Here is an 18,230-nt window from a genome sequence, read left to right as displayed (position 1 = left end):
GCGGCGAGTTCCCGGAGATTGGGGCCAATTCGCCGGAGCAACCTGCCGGGAGCCGACTACGGCGTCTGCCGCAGGTTCGGAATTTCGTCGAGGAGGAAGATGTCGGTCAGCAGGGTGCGCACATGCACCGAGGCATTGAGATTGTCGATGAGCTGCGACGGTATGCACGGCTGGACCAGCACCAGTTCCATGGCGGCCAGGGCCTTGCCGGTGTCTGCCTTCAGGACTTCGAGAAAACGGTTGTACTGCGGTGCCATGGCCGGATCGACTGCGGCCAGCATCCCGGCATAGGCTTCGGGGATGCCGGTGGCGGCGTCGACCGCCCGGGCAAGCAGTTCCCGGAGCTGGCCGCCATGGCGGCTTTGGCGATCGTCGTCGATGCCCTGGGCCGCGTAGGCCAGCATGAATTCGTAACATTCCTCGATGGCGTCGCACCGTTGGCCGATATCTGCAAATGCGTTCATAGGTCGTGTGGTTCCTGCGGACCGGCTTGGCGGATAAGCGTTGCCGGCCCGGAGCAAGGTGGAGGTTGAAAGAAGCGTTCGGCCGGGCCGCAGGGGCCGGTCATGCATCCTTGTTGCCGAGAAGGGCGCGTTTGGCCAGATTGGCGGCCAGCACCGCTTTGTAGCCGTTGTGGGGCAAAACCGCCGCGCCCTTGGCGGCCAGACGCGATGCCGCTTCGGCAACGGCGTTCCGATCGCGGCCCGCTACGGCGGTTTCCACGTCAAACAGGCGCCAGGGCCGGGCCGCCACCGCCCCCAGGACCAGGCGGGCTTGTTCGATACGATCCCCGTTAAGCCGCATGGCCGCCGCGATATTGACCAGGGGAAAGTCCCAGACCGGCCGATCGCTGACCTTTTCGAAGTAAAAGGTCGCGCCGGCCCAGGTCGCGGGCAGGCGGATTGCGGTGAGCAGCTCGCCGGGGACAAGGATATTGAGCCGGGTGATATCCCGGTCCGGGCCGACGAAGAAATCCTCGGCCGCAATTTCCCGTTCGCCCTTTCGGTTCTTGATGACAAGACGGGCTTCCAGGGCAACCAAGGCCGTGGCGGTGTCGGAAGGGTGCACCGCCACGCAGCCTTCGGCGCCGAAAATGGCATGCTCGCGGTTTTGCCCCTGCGGACTTTCGCCGGCAAAGCAGGTGCCGCCGCCGGCCCGGTAGCAGGTCCAGCCGCCACGGTAATACCAGCAGCGCGTATCCTGGGCGATATTGCCGCCCAGGGTGCCCTGATTGCGGATCTGGGGCGAGGCCACCGCGGCCGCCGCCTCGGCCAGCAGGCCGAACCGCTCGCGGATGTCCGGATGGCGGCTGACCTCGGTCAGGGTGGTCATGGCGCCGATCACCAGATCGCCTCCCTCCCTGCGTACCCCGCGGAGCTCGTCGATGCCGCCCAGATCGATCACCGCCTTGGGCCGCTTGAGGCGGTCCTTGAACCGTTCCAGGCTGTCGAGGCCGCCGGCCAGTATCCAGGCGTCGGCGCCGAGGCGGCCGGCCAGGGCCAGGGCGTCGTCGACGCTTGCCGGCCGGAAGAGATCAAAGGGCGGCATGCCGTCACGTATGATTGCCATGAGCGTTCTCCCGTCGCCGGTTAGCCGGCGACCCGAAAGGGTTAGACATTGGCGGAAAGATTGTCCGCCGCCGGCCGGATTGCGGGTTCGATGGCGGCCAGCACCGCGTCGACCATGACCGGGGCCCGCAGGAACGTATCGTCGCCCAGGGCGTCGTTCAGGGCGCACAGCACCGCCGCGCAAGCCGCGCCGGTCGGCGGTTCGCCGATGCCGCGCGCGCCGATGGGCGTTTGGGGATCGGGAATGCCGACCGAGCCCCAGGTGAAGTGTTCCGGACAGCAGAGGATGGTCGGCGGGCGGCTTTGATAGAAGCGCCTGGACACCGGTATCCCGTATTCCTTGTCGTAGAACCATTTCTGCCGGGTGGCGTGGCCGATGCCGAGCATGGAGCGGCCCGCCAACTGGCCGGCAAAGGCGCGGGGATGGACCACCGTGCCGGCGTCGGCCTCGGCGTGCAGGGCCGTGATCCGGTACATCCCGGTTTCGATGTCCACCTCCACCTCGGCAAAGGAGGCCACATGGGAATAGGTTTGGCCGTCGCGGGGGAAGGTGTCGCGGGCCACGGCGACCAGTCCCTGGCCGGCCAGGGCCGCGACCGCGGTCTGGGTCGCCTTGTTGATCCCTGCCGGACATTGGTGGCCGTCGTAGATTCCGCCCAGCTCGATGGCCCGCCGGGCGGCCTCGGCAAAGCTCAGGCCCTGGGTGCCGTTGTCCCGGCGGAAAACGCGCTGGCTGCCGATGGCATAGTCTTCCGGCTTGCCGCCCAGGGTTTGGGCGGCGATCTCTTTGAGCTTGGCCCGTGCGTCCAGACCGGCCGCCAACGCCGCCCGCGACATGGCGTGGATGGTTTGGCTTCCTCCGGAAACGCAGCTCCAGGCCAGGTGCCGGCCGGTGTTGCCCCACACGATCTCGCAAGCCTCCCAGGGCATGTCCAGGGCGTCGGCCGCCACCCGTTGCGCGTCGCTGAAGGATTCGGTGCCAAGGTTGCCGACCCCGGTGTGGATGCGCAAGCGACCCTGGGGCGTGATGACCAACAGGCCGTCGAAACCGACGGTGCCGGCCACGAAGCAGCCGGTGGCCACCCCGATGCCGCGTCGGACAGTCCCCTTGGCCGGGGCCGGCCGAAAGCGGCGCGCCTGCCAGCCGAAGGCCGACGCCCCCCGGTCGAGGGCCTGCTTGACAAAAACGCTGGTCGCGGCGTTGAGGCTGCCGTCCGGTTTGGGCGGGCCGACCGGCGCCCGGCCTTCGGGTGCGTTGATGCGGCAGATTGCCAGGGGATCGAGGCCGAGACGCCGGGCCGCCTTGGCCAGAACCGGCCCGAGCAAAGCGCTGACCTGGAGCCCGCCCGGAGCGGTCTGGGCCCCGCGGGTCGGGGTGTTGGTCAGCACCGCCGCACCGCGCCATCGCATGGCCTGGGGCTGGTACAGCAGGGAGGCCAGACGGCCGGCCATCAAGGCGTCGAACTGCTCCTCGTAGGGTCCGTTGTCCATAACCACCAACATATCCAGCCCCAGCAGGCGGCCGTCCTTGGCAAAACCGGCCCGCATCCGGCCGATGGTGCTGGGCCGCGCCCTGCCGATGGCTTGCTCGTCTTCGCGGGATGCGCGCAGCATGACCGGGGCGCGCGCTTTCTTGGCCAGCAGTGCCGGAATGATTGCCGCCACCGAGGCCGTGATCTTGCCGCCGAAGCCGCCTCCGGTGTATTCGCTGATCACGACGATGTCGTTGGCATCCATGTTGAGCCATTTGGCGATGGCCGGCACGGTCTGGACCGTGCTCTGGGAGCCGACCGCGAGGTGGAGTTTGCCGTTTTCCCACCAGGCCAGGGCGGAGCGGGTTTCCAGAGCCTGGTGGCTGACGTTGGGGGTGATGAAGGTTTCGTCCAGGACCAGCGCCGCCCGCGCCAAGCCGGCCTCGACCTCGCCGTAGGACCATTCGTTGGTCGCCTTGCCCAGGGGCAGTCGATCCGGGCCGGCGGCCTCGAATTCGGCAGCACTCCATTTCAATTCGCCGATTCGCGGCCGTTCGCCGGGTCGGGCCGGCGGCAGCCAGACATTGCCGTCGGTTCTGGCATTGGCGCCGCCCGGCCGCAGGCTGTCCAGGGGATCGATGACAAAGGGAAGGGCCTCGTAGGCGATATCGACCGCCTCGATGGCCGCGCTGGCCGTGGCCTCGTCGACGGCCGCCACCGCCAGGATGGGCTCGCCCTGGTAGAGCGGTTCCATGGTCAGGGCGCGTTCCGCCCAGGGGCTGGCCTTGATCACCGCGCCGCTGTCGGACACGGAATCGGCCGGGGGCGGCAATTCGTCGGCGGTGAGGATGGCCCGCACCCCGGGCACGGCCAGGGCCGTGCGGAGATCGAGGTGCGTGACCCTGGCATGGGGCAGGGGGCTGGTCAGCAGCTTGCAGACCAGCATGCCCTCGGCCCGGAAGTCGTCGGCGAAACGGGCCGATCCGGTCAGTTTGGCCCGCAGGTCGGGGGTGACGTAATTGTGACCGGTCAGCTTGGGGGTGAAAAGAGCGTCGTTGTCCGCCATGGCTTACTCCTTTCGCATGTATTCGGCCCCGCGCATCAGGCCGGTGAGGATCTTGTCGTAGTCCTGGCAGCGGCAGAGGTTGCCCGAAACGCCGTGGGCCAGTTCTTGCCGGTTGGGATGGGGATTGACCGCCAGAAAGCCCAGGGTGGCCATGAGAAAGCCGGGCGCGCAATAGCCGCACTGGAAGCCCTGTTCGTCCAGGACGCCCTGCTGCAGGGGATGCAGTTTTCCGTCGGGACGGGCCAGTCCCTCGATGGTCAGGATGGATTTTCCCCGTACGCTCTGGGTGAGGAGGGAACAAGCGTATTGGGGCACCGCGTCGACCAGCACGGTGCAGGCTCCGCATTCGCCCCGGTCGCAGCCGACCTTGAGGCCGGTGAGCCCCAGTTTGTGGCGCAGGGTCTGGGCCAGGGTTTCCTGGGGCAGGACATCGACCCGGCGCCGTTGTCCGTTGACGTCCAGGGTGAGGAGCCGCTCGACGACCCTGGGAGACGCCTTGGGGCCGGCGCCGGCCGGTCCGGAAAACAGCAGGCCGGAAGAGGAGACGGCTCCGGCCGCGATGACGCTTTTGATGAACTGGCGTCGGGTCATTCCCGCGGGCCTGATGGATTCGACGATTGAGGCATGCATGGCAACTCCGTCTGTGCTTCCCGGATGATGCCGGGAGGTTGAAGGGGCGCCGCCCAAGGCGGCGGATGAACGCTGCCGTGATCTGATGCATTGGAGGAACGGGTCGAGATGTGCCGCCCAAGGCGGCTGGCGCCCATCGATGTGGGGTGCCAGCGCGTTTCGCATGCAGGGCATGCTCAGCGCCGAAAGGGGGCGTGTTGCGTCCGGGCGCGATCTGTCCGGCCAGGGAGCGGATCAAGCATGGGGGCCTGGGCAAGGAGCCGGCCGGTGCGGATCGAACAATTCTGTATATCATTGTTGCTTCAAATAAAAAACAGAATTATTCACATGAGGGCAATCGAGGGTAATCCCGGCGCTGTTGCCGCCAGTTTGTTGCCGGACCGTTTCTTCTAGTCCGGTTGGCGGAAAAAAGGGGGCGCGCAACCGGCTGAAGGTGAAAAAAGGATAAGTTGTTTGACATTCTTGGCATTCTGCCGAAATATCGGAGGATCGCTTGGACGGTTTGCATGGGACCGGAGAGCGGCGGCGTGGGACGATCCCGGATTGCCGGGATACCCGTTGCCGCCCGGCTTCTGCCCGTGCCTTGATTGGCAATGACGGCCGATCGAAGCGGCGGTTTTGATCGCAACTTTTATCCAACAAAGAGGAGAAATGCCGTGCAATTGAAAACAAAGATGGTGCTTGCCGGGGTGGCGCTCTGCTGTCTGGCCTCTGCTCCGGCTCTGGCCGAAACCAATGTTGTCCGCCCGACCAAGGCCCAGATGCAGGCCATCCGTGCCTGCGCCACTGTCAAGGGAGTGGAGTTTCCCGGTCCGCGCGCCCAGCGACCGCCGACCCAAAACGAAGTGGCGGGCGCGTCGACGGGTGCTGCGCCGCAGGATGGACAGCGCAGGGGATATCATCGGACCAAGCTGACCGATGAACAGCGGGCCATCGTCGATTCCTGCTTCAAGGAGCAAGGCCTGACCCCGCCGACGCATCGGGCTGCCCGGGCGGAGAATCGGCCCGCGCGTCCGACCAAGGCCCAGAGGCAGGCAATCCACGCCTGTGCCGCGGCCAAGGGGGTCGATCTTCCGGCCCTGCGTGCGGAGCGGCGGGCCCAGGACAATCAAGCGGGAGCGCCGACGAGCGCTCAGGCAAAGGACGGACAGGGCCGGGCGATGCATCGCCCCATGCTGACCGATGAACAGCGGGCCATTGTCGATTCCTGCTTCAAGGAACAAGGCCTGACTCCGCCGCCGCATCGACGATAGCGGGCAAGGGGTGGGCATGCGCCGCCAGGCGCTCCAATCCCGGTTCGTCTGAAAGGGCGGCCGATTTTTCTGTTGGAGCGATTGAGAGGTGAGAGTCGATAACACCGCAGGACGTACATGGAAATCAAACCGGGCGTATGCCCGAATCCATCTGCGGGCAAAAAAAAGGGCAAAACCCCGGGTGGGATTTTGCCCTTTTTGTTGAACAGTTGGTAACGAATTATTTCTTTCGACGGGCCACGGCGGCCAAGCCGATCAGGCCGGTTCCGAACAACAGCATGGTGGTCGGCTCGGGAACCGGGCCGGGTGCCGCGGCTTGTACGTTCATGGTCTTGTATTTTACTTCACCCTGGTACAGGTAGCCGTCCGGCATGTAGTAGGAATCGTAATCGTCGAAACTGACACCCCATTGAGTGGATTTGGTTCTGGGCACGCCTGCGAATGCCAAAAGCGATTCGCTGCAGGTCACCCGTACCATGATGTCGATGTTGCCCAGATCGGCATCCGTGAGGGTGTATCCTGTGGTGGTGAAGGAATAGTCTTCGTTGATGTTTTTCCTATCGGGGGAGGTCGGAACGTCCGAATTGACTATGTGGCCGAAAAAATAGCTCTCACTTTGCTCGTATGCGCCATCTTGGTCCCAATCGACCCAGGCCTTGAGAAAGTCAGCGTAATGAGCCCCCTCGTTGTACTTGTGCATATCGAACTTGAAATAAACCGTCTGACCGACATAAACGGTATCGTTACCCCAGTTCACCTGATCCGTGCTCCAGCTTATGCCGGAGATGTTTTGCCAGGTGTGGGTGTAATGAGTCGGCGTTGCCAGAGCCGGCTGGGAGAAAAAGAGCGAGCCTGCACCTAGCAAGCCGATGATGAATGAGTTGGTTGTTCCTTGGGACATGTGTTTCTCCTTTATTGGTTTGTGTTCATTTTTTGAGGTTGAGAGGAGGTTTGGCATCCTTACAAAGCAATGATCGTTCCAGATGGGATTGATTTTTATTTCCCATATAATTTATTGGAATAATTTAATATTTTTTAATCATAATCATTCGTTTCGCATCGTTGCGGACGATTCTTCAGGTTTCCGGTATTTTTTTTCCGGAAAACGAAATGCGAGTTGTAAAGAGCCACAAAGTGGGACTTTTTTAAAAAAAGACGGTTTGGTTCGTTTTTCGGTCGATCCGTAATTCGATGTATGTCGAATTTCGCTTATGTAATAAATTCAGCTGGTTATTTTTTCCGGTTTTTCGGAATACGGTGCGGGGAAACCGATGGCATGACAGGCGCGTGAAAAACGTTGTTGCCACGTTGTGGGAGGAGTGGGATGCCTGGCGATCAATGGGACGATCGCGCTTGCAAAAAGACGGAATGGTTGCCGTCCAAGCCGGAAGGACGCCCGATTCGCAGTGGGCAAAAAAAATTGGCGCCTTGCAGGGCCGATCATCTCCTGGAGCAGTCTTATGTTTGCTAAAATCGCCCTGGTGGCCGGCATGGCCTATCTTCTCGTGTGTGCGGCATTGTTTCTGGGCCAACGGCACATGCTCTATTTTCCCGATACCACGTTTGTGTCACCGGATCGGGCCGGAAGATCGGGGCTGCGCCACTGGCCCTCGGAAGAACGTTTCCTCGGGTTTATCGCTTTGCGAGAGCCGCGTGAGGTTCGGGGAACAATCGTGGTTTTCCATGGCAATGCCGGGGCCGCGACCGACCGCCTCTACTACCCCGACGCCCTGAGCCGCCAGCATTTTCGGGTGCTGCTGGCCGAATATCCCGGCTATGGCGGTCGGGAGGGCCAGCCTGCGGAAGAGGCGTTGGTCCAGGATGCCCTGACGGTACTCCAGCTCGCTTATACCCAGTTCGGGGCACCGCTCTATGTGTGGGGGGAATCGCTGGGGTGCGGGGTAGCCGCCGGTGCGGTCGGGCAAACCGATATCCCGGTCGCGGGGTTGGTGCTGTTTTTACCCTGGGACAGCCTGGTCAATGTCGCCGCCGGCCATTATCCCTGGGTGCCGGTCCGTTGGCTGCTGCGCGACCGGTACGACAGCGTGGCCAATCTGCGGCATTACCAGGGCCCGGTGGCGGTGCTGCTGGCAGGCGAGGACGAAGTGATTCCGGTCAGCCACGGCCAAGAGCTCTACGCCCGGCTCGATGGCGTCAAGAAATTGTGGGTGATGCCGGGTGCCAGCCACAACACCATGCCGGTGGAGGCCAATCAGGCCTGGTGGCACGAGGTCGCGGCCTTTCTCAGGCAAGGGAACAACGCGCTTTGATTGCGCCAAGCAAGCAGCGCTGTTTCGACGGGCGATGTGGGGCCGGCGGGGCCGGGCGGTTATTCCCCGGTGAGTTGATAGCGTTCCATCCACCTGTAGAGGGTGGAGCGGGAAACGCCCAATAGCTTGGCGGCCTTGGCTCGGTTGTTGTTGGCATAGCGCAGGGCCTTGCGCAATTTTTCCTCCTCCGATTGATACGGGGGCAGGGGGCGAGCCAGGTCGAGCGGTGAGGTCGGAAAGTCGGAGGGGGCGAGCGTAAGCGGCACCGCCAGCTCGATTTCCCGGGTCGATGCCGTTTGCAGCTCCATGGGAAGATGCTTGACTTGCAGGATCCCGTCCTGGCAGAGCACGCAGGCCCGTTCGATGACGTGCTTGAGCTCGCGGACATTGCCCGGCCAGGAATAGCGGAGCATGCATTCCAAGGCCTGGTCGGAGATGGAGGCAATGTTTTTCCCGAGCTGTTTGCGGAAGGTGACCAGGAAATGGTTGGCGAGCAGCGGAACGCTGTCCGCCCTTTCGCGCAGGGGCGGCAGGTGGATCTCGATCACCTTCAGCCGGTAGTAGAGATCCTCCCTGAATTTTCCCGCCTGCACCATTTTTTGGAAATCGACGTTGGAGGCGGCGATGATGCGCACATCGACGTGGATCGGTTCGTCCAGGCCCAGCGGGGTGAACGTTTTTTCCTGCAGGAAACGGAGCAGAAACAGCTGGGTTCTCGGCGAAATCTCGCCAATCTCATCCAGAAACAGGGTGCCGCCGTCGGCCTGGAGCAGCCTGCCCGCCCGGTCGCGGTCGGCACCGGTAAAGGCTCCCTTGCGGTGCCCGAACAGTTCGCTCTCCAGCAGGTTTTCGGAAAAGGAGGCGCAGTCCATCTTGATGAGCGGCCTGTTGCGCCGCGAACTCTCGGCGTGCAGCGCTTCGGCCGCCAGTTCCTTGCCGGTGCCGGATTCTCCGGTCACCAACACCGAGGTATCGACCTTGCCGATGTTTTCGATCAGGCCATAGACCCTTTGCATCGCCGGGCTCGAATCCACGAATCGGTGGAAGGAACTGCGGCTCTGTCCCCCCCGCTCCGGGGTCTTGGAGGTCTCCATGTCGCGGGCGACAATCACCACTCCCTGAAGTTCGTTGTTTTCGTCCCGCAGCGGCGAGGCGTTGATGCTCAGCATCTTGGTGACATGGTCCGGGGTGGTGCACTCGATGATATGCTTCCGGACCTCCTGCCCGCCCTGGAGAATCTTGCGGACATCGTCGATGAAGGCATGGCACAAGGTGTCAACCGGCCAGTGGAGAAGGTTCTGGAATTTTTCGAAATCCACATAATAAAGCCATTGCTTCGCTTTTTCGTTGAGCTGCACCACGTTCATCTGGGAATCGACCGTAATGATGGCATCGCTCACCGAATGGAAGATGGTGTCCAGATATCTGCGGTATTTCTCGTTTTCCTGTTGGAGCAGCCGGGTTTTCTTGGTGACATGCCAATGCTCGAGCGCGTGCCGGGTGAAATGCAGCAAATTTTCCTTGTTGACCGGCTTGGAGATATAGTCGTACGCGCCATACCTGATGGATGTCGCGGCGGTTTTGAGGTTGGGGAATCCGGTGATCATCACCACCGGACATATGACCCCCAGGTCCCTGATCTCCTTGAGCAGGTCCGTGCCGCTGTATCCGGTAAGGACAATATCGCTGATGATCAAGTCGTATTCGGTTTCACGGACCGCATCGATAGCCTCGTCGTAATTCGACGCGGTCTTGACGAGCTTGTATCCTTCAGCTTTGAGGAAAATACTGAATGTTTGCCTGATCGAGTCTTCATCGTCGACAATCAGGATCTTTGAAGAATATATGTTGTTATCCATCGGCTCGCATACCAACCGGCAAATCGATGATCATTTCGGTGAATTGTTCCATGATGGAATTGACCGACATGTTGCCGCCGTGCTCTTTGATGATGCCATAACTGATGCTCAACCCCAGTCCTGTTCCTTCTCCCGGTGGTTTGGTGCTGAAAAACGGTTCGAAGATATGCTCCAGCAAGGATTGCGGCAGGCCGGTGCCGTAATCCTTGACAACGATCCTGCAGACCCGGATTCCTTCGTCATTGTTCGCATAATTACAAGATATTTCAAGGACCTTGCCGCTGCTTGCCCCCGGGTGTCTGCGGTTCAGGGCGTATCTGCTGTTGCTGATCAGGTTGAGCATGACCTGCTGCAGTTTTTTGAAGTCGGCGTCGATCAAGGTGGTGTCGTTGCAGATATGGGTCGCCAGGATAATTCCATCTCTTTTTAACTGATGGCTGACCAGGGCAAGGCTTGAATAAATGATTTCGGCGGGGTTGACCGGTTCGCGGACACTGATGTCTTCGCGGGCAAAGGAAATAAGATGCCTGGTAATGCTGGCGATCCGTTCGCCTTCTTCAATGATCTTTTGGATCATTTCAATGCCTGCCGAATCGAATTTGTAGCTGTCCAGCAGTATCTGGGCGAAATTGATAATTCCGGTGATGGGATTGTTGATCTCATGGGCCACACCGGCCGCCAGTTCGCCAATGGCCGCCAGTTTGCTGTTGCGCATGTAATCCACTTTGCGGATCTCGTCGCTGGACAGCTCCCGGGCGGTGAGCAGAATCATGTCGATCGTCTCGTCGGCCCCCTTGATGGGCATGATGGAAAACAGATATTCGCCGTGCAGGCCGGGGAGGCGGGTTTCCTCCACCTTCATGGCGCAATTTTTCAGGAACTCTTCCAGTGGGCAGGGCAGGTGCGGCCAACGGCCTCCATGAATGATCTGGCAGACCCCGCGGCCGATCACTTCATGCCTGCTTTTTCTCGCCGCTTTCAGGGTTGCCTCGTTGGCCTCGATGATGATTCCGTTCGGCTGCACCAGGAGACAGGGCAGCTCGATGCCGTTGAAAATGTGTTTCCATTGGTCGGGCGACAGGCACTGGGGCAGCACTGTGAGACCGGTGTCGGAGGTGGCGCCGGGTGTCGTCCGACTTGTATCGATGGCGTCGTTCATGTGGTCGCAACAGTTCGTAAACTCATTTCAAGCCCACTCAGGGCGCATGGGATGCCGGCAAAAGCGGGGAGACGGGGTGGCAAGGCCGGGCCGGGGCTGCTCGGGATGCAAAAAAAGACCGCATAAACAGGCTCCGAACGGGCCGGCCGGAATGCTGTTCCACTCTGTGGTGGGTGGCCAGACTCGCTGGCAAAGAATATCCGTCGCTTTTCCGCTTAATTATATCCTCTGTTTCGCATAAGAAAATAAAAATTTATCCGATGGACATCGAACTTCAGCCAGGTTTTCTCCCTGGCAATCGGCGGTGTTCGTTACGCGGTGGGGTTCGGTCGATGGAACGATATCTCTCGCCGCGTTCCAACTGACGATTCGCCCGGAATTGCCATGGTGGCGAACGTTTTTTTGTTGGTCATGCCGGCGAACGCAGCGAGAGAGAAATATCCAGAAATTTCAGTGGGAAGCCGTCTTGGATCAAAACAGCTTCGTTACCGGGGCCAGCCTCGCGTGCCGGGCCGGTGGCCGGACAAGCGAGGCGGCTGGCGGTGTTAGTTTGAGTAGACTTTCTTGAACAGCATCTCGCCGAAGATGAACGCGGTCAGGAAGAAGAAGACGCTGCCGGCTGAAATCATGATCTCATGCAGGGTCGGGGTGTAGGCGTAGTACTGCGGCAGGTCGACCACGTTGTAGTGCTGGAAATGGGGCACCAACTGGCCGACGATGACCAGGTCGTAGTAGAGCACAAACACCCCGATCAGGCAGGAGATGCCGGCCAGAGCCATGACCGCCAGCTTTTTCCCCTGGGCGAGGAAGTAGAGGGCAAGGGGCAGCAGGATGGCCAGGCAGATCTCGCCAAGCCAGAAATTGCGGGCAAAATCGCCCTTGACCAACAGCGCCATGGCTTCGGGATTTTTGGCGAAGCGGGGAAAGTATCCGCCCATGATCTTGACGACCGAAAAATAGGCCAGGCCCAGCAGCATGAAGAAAAACAGCTTGGAGGTGGCGTTGAAGGCCCGGTCGTGCTCGGCATCGGAGCTTTCGCCGTTAAATTTGTAGGCCAGCCAGTTGAGCAGCAGAATGGCGGCGCAGCCGGTCATGATCGAAAGGGAAAGAAAGTAGATCGGCATGTAGTTGTCGCTCCAGAACCCTCTTTCGCCCAGCAGGCCCATGTCCGAATTCATGTTCAGATTGCCCGCGGTCAAAAGCACGAAGGCGACCAAGGCAAATCCCTTGGCGATTTTGGGGCGCTTGATCAACAGCAGCATGAAATTGCAGATCATCATTACCAGCGAGCAGCTGTAAATAGCTGTTTTCCACCAGATATTGGAAAACGGCTGGGGCGAGAACCAGGCGTAGAAGACCACCCGCCAGGGGTTTTCCAGCTCCAGGGTGATGCACATCAGGCCCGCTGCCATGGCAACGATGGCCAGAAAAACGGTCCTGGTTACCAGGGGTTTGAAGGGCGCCAGGTTGAACACCTGGCCGAGCGCGGACACGATGCACAAGCCGGTTGCCAGGCAGGCGAAGAACACATAGGGGGTGACGAGCAGACCCCAGGGCACCTCCCTGGTGGTGCCAAAGGTGTGATGGTGGCCGACGATCATGGTGTGCAGGCCAAAGGCGAGGCCGATACCGCAGGCCAGGGCCAGCACGATAAAAACCAGGATCTGGTTCATGGATGGCAACGGCAGGTTGGTCGTTTTGGTATAGATGTTCATATCTCTCCCCTTGTTTGAATTGGTATCGCGATGTGGTTGTCAACAGGATGTCGGGAAAAACGTGTTCAGGTATCCGCCTCGGTCGCGTTCATATAAAAGACGTTCGGCATGGTGCCGGCTTCCGGGCGCAGCACCCAGAATTCGTTGCCGGGGGTATGGATCAGTTTGTAGGCCGGGGTGGCCGCGTCGGTGAGATCGCCGAAGACCCGGACTCCGGCGGGGCAGGCCGCGCTGCAGGCCGTGGCCTTGCCGCCGCTCTCCTTGAGCTTGGTGTCGAAGCAGAAATTGCATTTATCGATGGCGCGCTCCTCTTCCTTAAAGTAGCGGGCATTGTACGGACAGGCGGCCATGCAGGTCTTGCAGCCGATGCATTTGTCCTGGTTCATGAGCACGATGCCGTTTTGGCCGTCCTTGTAGGTCGCGCCGGTGGGGCAGACCCGGACGCAGTGCGGTTCGTTGCACTGGTTGCAGAGAACGGGCATGAAGGCATGGGCCGGCTGGCCTTGCGCATGGGGGATGCGGCGTTCCAGGATCAGGGTGCGATAGCCGTAGATCGGGACGCTGTTGGTGGTACGGCACGCATCCAGGCATCGCTCGCAATCGATGCAAAAGTTTTGCCGGATGACCATGGTGTAATGCGGGCTGTAGGGATATTTCGCCGGCTGGACGGGTTCGTTGATCAGGGCGGCCTGCACCTTGGCGGCAGAAGTCAGGGACAGAATCGATCCGCCGACAAAGACACCGGTAATGGCCAATCCGAATTTCATGAACTTTCGGCGTTCTGCAGAGGCGATCGATTCGATCCCCTCGTTTTTCATGGTATTGAACTTGAATCTTTTCATGTGCTTCTCTCTTCGTTCTTGTATGTCTCGGATGAACTGTCGAAAAATGCCGTCGTGGTTGCGGTCAAAGGCCGGTTGGTCCCTTGATCGTTTGCTTGCCTACTTTATGCCCTTCCTCAAGGTGACGGCGCACTGCTCGCCGTGCTTGATGATCTTGGCTAAAATCTCTTGCTGATCCACCTCATTGGTTGCCATTGCCTTGGAATCCATGAGCAGTTGCGCGTAATTGATGATGCCGTTTATTCTGTTGGTCGCCTCGTTGATCACTGTCGAGAACTCGGCCTCCCTCCTGCTGCTGGCCAGGGGATCGTGGCCGTCTTCATCGGGGGCGCGCTGCAATAGGTGATTCATGGCCCCGAGCAGCGAGCGCACTTCCAGGCAGGCCGTGCCGGATGTCGCCATGTCGAGCGGCCGCCCGTCCCGCAGGGCTTGTTCGGCCTGGGCGGAAAGGGAGGTCAGGGGTTTGACCGATTTCAGGTACAGCACCGCCAGGCCAAAACAGGCCAGGGAGATGATCGCGCCCATGATGATCAGCGCCGTTTTCTGGTAATTCATGACCCTGCTGCGCATCTCGTTGACCACGATGCGGTCGAATTGCAGGAATTGTTTATTGATGTGGCGCAGTTGGGCCATGATCTGCTTGGCCAGCTCGTCGCTGCCCGACTTTTCCGCCAGGGTGCGCAGGTTGACGATGACGCGCCCCAGATCCAGATCGCCCATGAACGAGAGTTTGTACTGGGTCGAGATCAGGGCGTTGTCGAGCAGGGCCGTGTATCTGCTCTGCAGCTGCTCGAATTCCTTGGCCGCGGCGAACAGCTGCGAACGATCGCGCGACAGCAGGCCTTCCATGGCCTGGTCCTGGACCGTGGTGTAGAGGAAAATGGTGCTTTCGCTTTCCTGGACAATGGCATCGTAGTCGAAGGCCATGTTCTGCTTCCGAAACCCGGTCGCGACCAGAGCGGCCAGCAGCAGGGCGATGATCGAGAACAGCGCGATGTTGAATCTACGTAGTGATTGCATCGATCACCTTTTCCACCATGGACTGACGCACGCTGCAGTCCTCTCGCATCGCGCATTCGTCGCGCCGGTCTTGCCGTTCCTCGGCAAGAATGGATTCCTTTTGGGCGCTGCAATCGACAATGATGTCGAATTCGTCGCCGTCCAGCGTCTCGACCTGAAGTAGAATCTCGGCCAGATGGTCGAGCAGGATCTGCTTATCCTTCAGGATTGAAAGCGCCTCCGCATAGCATTCGGCCAGCAGTGCGTTGATTTCCTGGTCGATGATCCTGGCCGTGTCGTTGGCCATGGGCAGGCGGCCGCCGTCGCCGCCGATGAAGCCGCCGCTGTCGACGGTGAACACTTGCGGGCCCAGGTTCCGGCTCATGCCCCATTTGCAGACCATGTTGGTGGCCAGTTGGGTCGCGGTGAGCAGGTCGCCCTGGGAACCCGTGGTTTGTTGCTTGAAAATCAGTTCTTCCGCTGCCCGGCCGCCCATCAGCACGATGATCTTGCTGCGCAGATATTGCTTGGAATAGGCCGGATGGTCGCTGATCGGCACCTGTTGGGTTTGGCCGAGCGCCATGCCCCTGGGCACGATGGTGATCTTGTGCAGGGGGTCGGTATGGGGCAGGCTTTTGGCCAGAACCCCGTGTCCTGCCTCGTGGTAGGCGAGTATCTTGCGGTCCTGGTCGCCCATGACCATGCCCCGGCGTTCGATCCCCATCAGGATGCGGTCGCGGGCCTTGTCGAAATCCTCGCGGACGATTTGTTCCCGACCGTTCCGCGCCGCCAGCAGTGCCGCCTCGTTGACGAGATTCGCCAGCTCCGCCCCGGTAAACCCTGGAGTTTCCTTGGCGAGTTCGCCGAAATCGATATCCGGGTGGTGGGCAACCTTGCGGCTGTGGACCTCGAGAATTTTCCGCCGGCCCTTGAGGTCGGGGGGCAGGATGTTCACCTGGCGGTCGAAGCGGCCCGGCCGTTTCAAGGCCGGATCGAGGATGTCCGGCCGGTTGGTCGAGGCCAGCACGACAATGGTGTCTTCGGTGTCGAAGCCGTCCATTTCCGAAAGCAGGGCATTGAGGGTCTGGGCGCGTTCCTCCTGGCCCCCGGCGGAGGAGCTGCTCGATCTCCTGGCGCCAACCGCATCGATTTCATCGATAAAAACGATGCACGGGCTGTTTTTCTTGGCTTCCTTGAAAAGGTCCCTGACGCGGGAGGCGCCCACCCCGACAAACATCTCGACAAAGTCGGAGCCGCTGAAGCTGTAAAAGGGCACTCCCGCCTCTCCGGCCAGCGCCTTGGCCAACAGGGTCTTGCCGGTGCCCGGCGGCCCCTGCAACAGGATGCCGCGAGGAATGGTCGCGCCTATTTTCTTGAAATTTTCCGGATGTTTGAGCGCGGTAACAATCTCCTCCAGCTCGGCCAGGGCTTCGGGGATGCCGGCGATATCGGCAAAGGTCACCCCGGCCTCATCCCCTTTTTGCTTGACCAGCTTGTCGCTGACAAAGGTGCTCTCTTCTTTTTCCCTGGTCCGCAGGGACCACCAAACCACCATGAAAAAGGCGATGACGAAGACCGCGACCACGGTCACGTAAATCAGGTTGAACCTGTCTTCCTTGACTACGATTTGGATGTTCTTGTCGTGGATTTTTTCGAGAAAGCGATTGACGTCGGGCACCGTGGTCATGAAGGAGCGGTTGTCGCGGTCGGTAAACTCGACCCGGTTGCCGGTAAATTCGAATTTGGCGATTTGGTTGTTATTGAGCTGTTCGATGACCTTGCTGTAATCCTGATTCGGCAACCTGTGCTCAAGAAACCAGAATAGTGCGATGAATGCGCACGAAACGGCGAAGAGACAGAAGAAGAAGAGGTTTCGAACAAGAATTGCCATGTCGAACGTTCGTTTTGTATGAATTGATTGTTGAAAATAGAATCGTTGTCGTTTTTTTTATAAAAATTGTACTGGATGAACTAAAAAACTATTTTATACTTCATGAATAATGACCAATTCGAAGGGAATCGAATTGGTCATTATTTGTTCAATAACACGATCTCGATAGCCACTCTCGATAGAGTTTTCAATTACATTCCGGTAACAGCCTTAAACCAGCTGCTGATCAACGCAAATGGACCACCTGCATGGTACATGGCGCTTGCAAGACAGGCGAGAACCCATAATCCGATTAAGCTCGTGAATCCTATGAAACTGCGAACAACAATCTTGTCGAAGACGATATCCGATGCTTCCGATGCGGGATTGCTTTCTTGCACGCTACTCTTTGTTTTTTCGGCAACCATTGTCTTGTCACTCATGCTCTCTCCTCCCGAAGATGAAATATTGACCAGTGAAGTGTAGTCGAACTGATCAGTCATTAGCATGGTTGATGCCAGTTGATTGCCTTGTCAGGGGATTGGGCTGTGTTGTTCAGTCAATTGACTGTTTGTTCGATGTTTTTATTTAAAATTTTCATTCAGGGTCTTTCTGGGACGCTTGCGGGACAGTCAGCACTGTGTCTCGAATGTGTCGCATCGATGTCCCACGTTGTGTCCCGATGTGTTTCTCGGTGTCCCGTGGGGATAGCGTCGAGACGCAGGTGAAACAGCAGGAAGGGCGAATGGTGTTCACGGGTTTCGTTGGCGATGCCCCGAAAAAATATCAGGCGACGATGTTGGGACAGTTCAGACGGAGCGGTTTCGGTTCAAGCGGAAGGGGAATAATCTGGACGCGCGTGGGGCGATATCGCGGATGTGCTCGCCGGCGACGAGACGGGTCATTTTTTCCTTGCCGATAACGTCGGCCCCGATCTGTCGCGATTGGTATGCCGGCATGTGTCAGCCGGGCCACCTGAGCCGTATACCTCTCTGGCGACTATCGCCACGGGCGAGAGGTGGAGGCATTTGGTCTGCTTGCGGCCAGGCGACCGGCGGCAACAACGATGGCAGGGGGTCGCGTTTCGCAGGCGATATCGATGGGACAGTATTGCTCTGTAGACCCGCGCGCCTTTTTTTTATTTGCCCAAAACCGTTGCGGCGCAAGGACAAATCTCATATTTGGCCACTGATTCAGCAATATGATAAACCGATAATTCTTGCCTGCTGTTAGCAGTTTTACGCATAATGGTTCTATGTGTTGCGAGACTCGGCTAGGCGGTAGCTTTTCAGCTGAAACGGGATGGCGCTCTGGATGACGGCGCGGCAGCAAGCGGCGGACGATAAGGACGGGCTGAGATAGTCTGGGTAGCCACAGTAGTTTTACTAATTTCCTTTAGGTAAACCCCCGGCTTTGCCGGGGGACAACAAAAGTTTGACGGTTCCAGCAAAATAAAGAAGCCTCCGACTTCGTGGACCGCTCAAAGTCACGAAAAAGGAGGCTTCATGAACAACATACAATGTTTAA

At 59.5% G+C, this 18,230-nt stretch carries 14 protein-coding genes; 2 read left to right on the top strand and 12 right to left on the bottom strand.

The features are described from left to right. Window positions 1-56: 56 nt before the first annotated feature. The 4 genes from RMR13_RS00070 to RMR13_RS00055 all read right to left on the bottom strand — a co-directional run bounded on the left by RMR13_RS00070 (window position 57) and on the right by RMR13_RS00055 (window position 4,736). On the bottom strand, window positions 57-464 hold the full coding sequence (locus RMR13_RS00070) for a hypothetical protein (protein ID WP_310598598.1): 408 nt from the start codon (window positions 462-464) through the stop codon (window positions 57-59). A 100-nt stretch (window positions 465-564) separates the two neighbouring features. Then, entirely contained in the window at window positions 565-1,569 is a 1,005-nt protein-coding gene (locus RMR13_RS00065; RefSeq protein WP_310598597.1) for a xanthine dehydrogenase family protein subunit M, read from the bottom strand. Window positions 1,570-1,610: 41 nt separating this feature from the next. Beyond that, a complete protein-coding gene (locus tag RMR13_RS00060) occupies window positions 1,611-4,106 on the bottom strand; it encodes a xanthine dehydrogenase family protein molybdopterin-binding subunit (RefSeq protein WP_310598596.1) in 2,496 nt (831 codons plus the stop codon). A gap of 3 nt (window positions 4,107-4,109) precedes the next feature. Continuing rightward, on the bottom strand, window positions 4,110-4,736 hold the full coding sequence (locus RMR13_RS00055) for a 2Fe-2S iron-sulfur cluster-binding protein (protein WP_310598595.1): 627 nt from the start codon (window positions 4,734-4,736) through the stop codon (window positions 4,110-4,112). Between the two features lie 656 nt (window positions 4,737-5,392). On the opposite strand from RMR13_RS00055, the gene RMR13_RS00050 reads away from it, so the two are divergent. Further along, the gene (locus tag RMR13_RS00050) at window positions 5,393-5,989 is read left to right on the top strand and encodes a hypothetical protein (RefSeq protein WP_310598594.1); all 597 of its coding nucleotides are present in this window, start codon (window positions 5,393-5,395) and stop codon (window positions 5,987-5,989) included. Window positions 5,990-6,209: 220 nt separating this feature from the next. On the opposite strand, the gene RMR13_RS00045 is transcribed toward RMR13_RS00050, so the two are convergent. Then, window positions 6,210-6,890 (bottom strand): PEP-CTERM sorting domain-containing protein, encoded by a 681-nt coding sequence (locus tag RMR13_RS00045; RefSeq protein WP_310598593.1) that lies wholly within the window; start codon window positions 6,888-6,890, stop codon window positions 6,210-6,212. A 559-nt stretch (window positions 6,891-7,449) separates the two neighbouring features. On the opposite strand from RMR13_RS00045, the gene RMR13_RS00040 reads away from it, so the two are divergent. After that, window positions 7,450-8,259, top strand: a complete 810-nt coding sequence (locus RMR13_RS00040) for an alpha/beta fold hydrolase (protein WP_310598592.1) — start codon at window positions 7,450-7,452, stop codon at window positions 8,257-8,259. Between the two features lie 59 nt (window positions 8,260-8,318). Here the strand turns inward: RMR13_RS00040 and RMR13_RS00035 are convergent, their stop codons facing one another. The 7 genes from RMR13_RS00035 to RMR13_RS00005 form a co-directional block, all read right to left on the bottom strand. Next, window positions 8,319-10,118, bottom strand: a complete 1,800-nt coding sequence (locus RMR13_RS00035; protein ID WP_310598591.1) for a sigma 54-interacting transcriptional regulator — start codon at window positions 10,116-10,118, stop codon at window positions 8,319-8,321. After that, window positions 10,111-11,277, bottom strand: a complete 1,167-nt coding sequence (locus tag RMR13_RS00030; RefSeq protein ID WP_310598590.1) for an ATP-binding protein — start codon at window positions 11,275-11,277, stop codon at window positions 10,111-10,113. Before RMR13_RS00030 ends, RMR13_RS00035 begins: the two co-directional genes overlap by 8 nt. Window positions 11,278-11,822: 545 nt before the next feature. Further along, the gene (gene nrfD, locus RMR13_RS00025) at window positions 11,823-12,992 is read right to left on the bottom strand and encodes an NrfD/PsrC family molybdoenzyme membrane anchor subunit (protein ID WP_310598589.1); all 1,170 of its coding nucleotides are present in this window, start codon (window positions 12,990-12,992) and stop codon (window positions 11,823-11,825) included. 65 nt (window positions 12,993-13,057) lie between these two features. Beyond that, a complete protein-coding gene (locus RMR13_RS00020) occupies window positions 13,058-13,834 on the bottom strand; it encodes a 4Fe-4S dicluster domain-containing protein (RefSeq protein WP_310598588.1) in 777 nt (258 codons plus the stop codon). A gap of 99 nt (window positions 13,835-13,933) precedes the next feature. Then, window positions 13,934-14,854, bottom strand: a complete 921-nt coding sequence (locus RMR13_RS00015) for a hypothetical protein (RefSeq protein ID WP_310598587.1) — start codon at window positions 14,852-14,854, stop codon at window positions 13,934-13,936. Beyond that, window positions 14,838-16,634, bottom strand: coding sequence for an ATP-dependent zinc metalloprotease FtsH (gene ftsH / locus RMR13_RS00010; RefSeq protein ID WP_310598586.1), 1,797 nt, complete (start codon window positions 16,632-16,634; stop codon window positions 14,838-14,840). The genes RMR13_RS00015 and ftsH overlap by 17 nt, the downstream gene beginning before the upstream one ends. A gap of 281 nt (window positions 16,635-16,915) precedes the next feature. Beyond that, a complete protein-coding gene (locus RMR13_RS00005) occupies window positions 16,916-17,146 on the bottom strand; it encodes a hypothetical protein (protein ID WP_310598585.1) in 231 nt (76 codons plus the stop codon). Between the last annotated feature and the right edge of the window lie 1,084 nt (window positions 17,147-18,230).

The sequence above is a fragment of the Desulfobulbus sp. genome (assembly GCF_031547805.1).
GTDB lineage: Bacteria > Desulfobacterota > Desulfobulbia > Desulfobulbales > Desulfobulbaceae > Desulfobulbus.
This window is presented reverse-complemented; position numbering and strand designations above follow the sequence as displayed.

Bases quoted from the DNA above. Each gene is read 5' to 3' on its own strand.
- nrfD (WP_310598589.1), bottom strand. From the start codon at position 12,992: ATGAACATCTATACCAAAACGACCAACCTGCCGTTGCCATCCATGAAC.
- RMR13_RS00055 (WP_310598595.1), bottom strand. From the start codon at position 4,736: ATGCATGCCTCAATCGTCGAATCCATCAGGCCCGCGGGAATGACCCGA.
- RMR13_RS00030 (WP_310598590.1), bottom strand. From the start codon at position 11,277: ATGAACGACGCCATCGATACAAGTCGGACGACACCCGGCGCCACCTCC.
- RMR13_RS00045 (WP_310598593.1), bottom strand. From the start codon at position 6,890: ATGTCCCAAGGAACAACCAACTCATTCATCATCGGCTTGCTAGGTGCA.
- RMR13_RS00065 (WP_310598597.1), bottom strand. From the start codon at position 1,569: ATGGCAATCATACGTGACGGCATGCCGCCCTTTGATCTCTTCCGGCCG.
- RMR13_RS00070 (WP_310598598.1), bottom strand. From the start codon at position 464: ATGAACGCATTTGCAGATATCGGCCAACGGTGCGACGCCATCGAGGAA.
- RMR13_RS00015 (WP_310598587.1), bottom strand. From the start codon at position 14,854: ATGCAATCACTACGTAGATTCAACATCGCGCTGTTCTCGATCATCGCC.
- RMR13_RS00040 (WP_310598592.1), top strand. From the start codon at position 7,450: ATGTTTGCTAAAATCGCCCTGGTGGCCGGCATGGCCTATCTTCTCGTG.
- RMR13_RS00060 (WP_310598596.1), bottom strand. From the start codon at position 4,106: ATGGCGGACAACGACGCTCTTTTCACCCCCAAGCTGACCGGTCACAAT.
- RMR13_RS00005 (WP_310598585.1), bottom strand. From the start codon at position 17,146: ATGAGTGACAAGACAATGGTTGCCGAAAAAACAAAGAGTAGCGTGCAA.
- RMR13_RS00020 (WP_310598588.1), bottom strand. From the start codon at position 13,834: ATGAAAAGATTCAAGTTCAATACCATGAAAAACGAGGGGATCGAATCG.
- RMR13_RS00035 (WP_310598591.1), bottom strand. From the start codon at position 10,118: ATGGATAACAACATATATTCTTCAAAGATCCTGATTGTCGACGATGAA.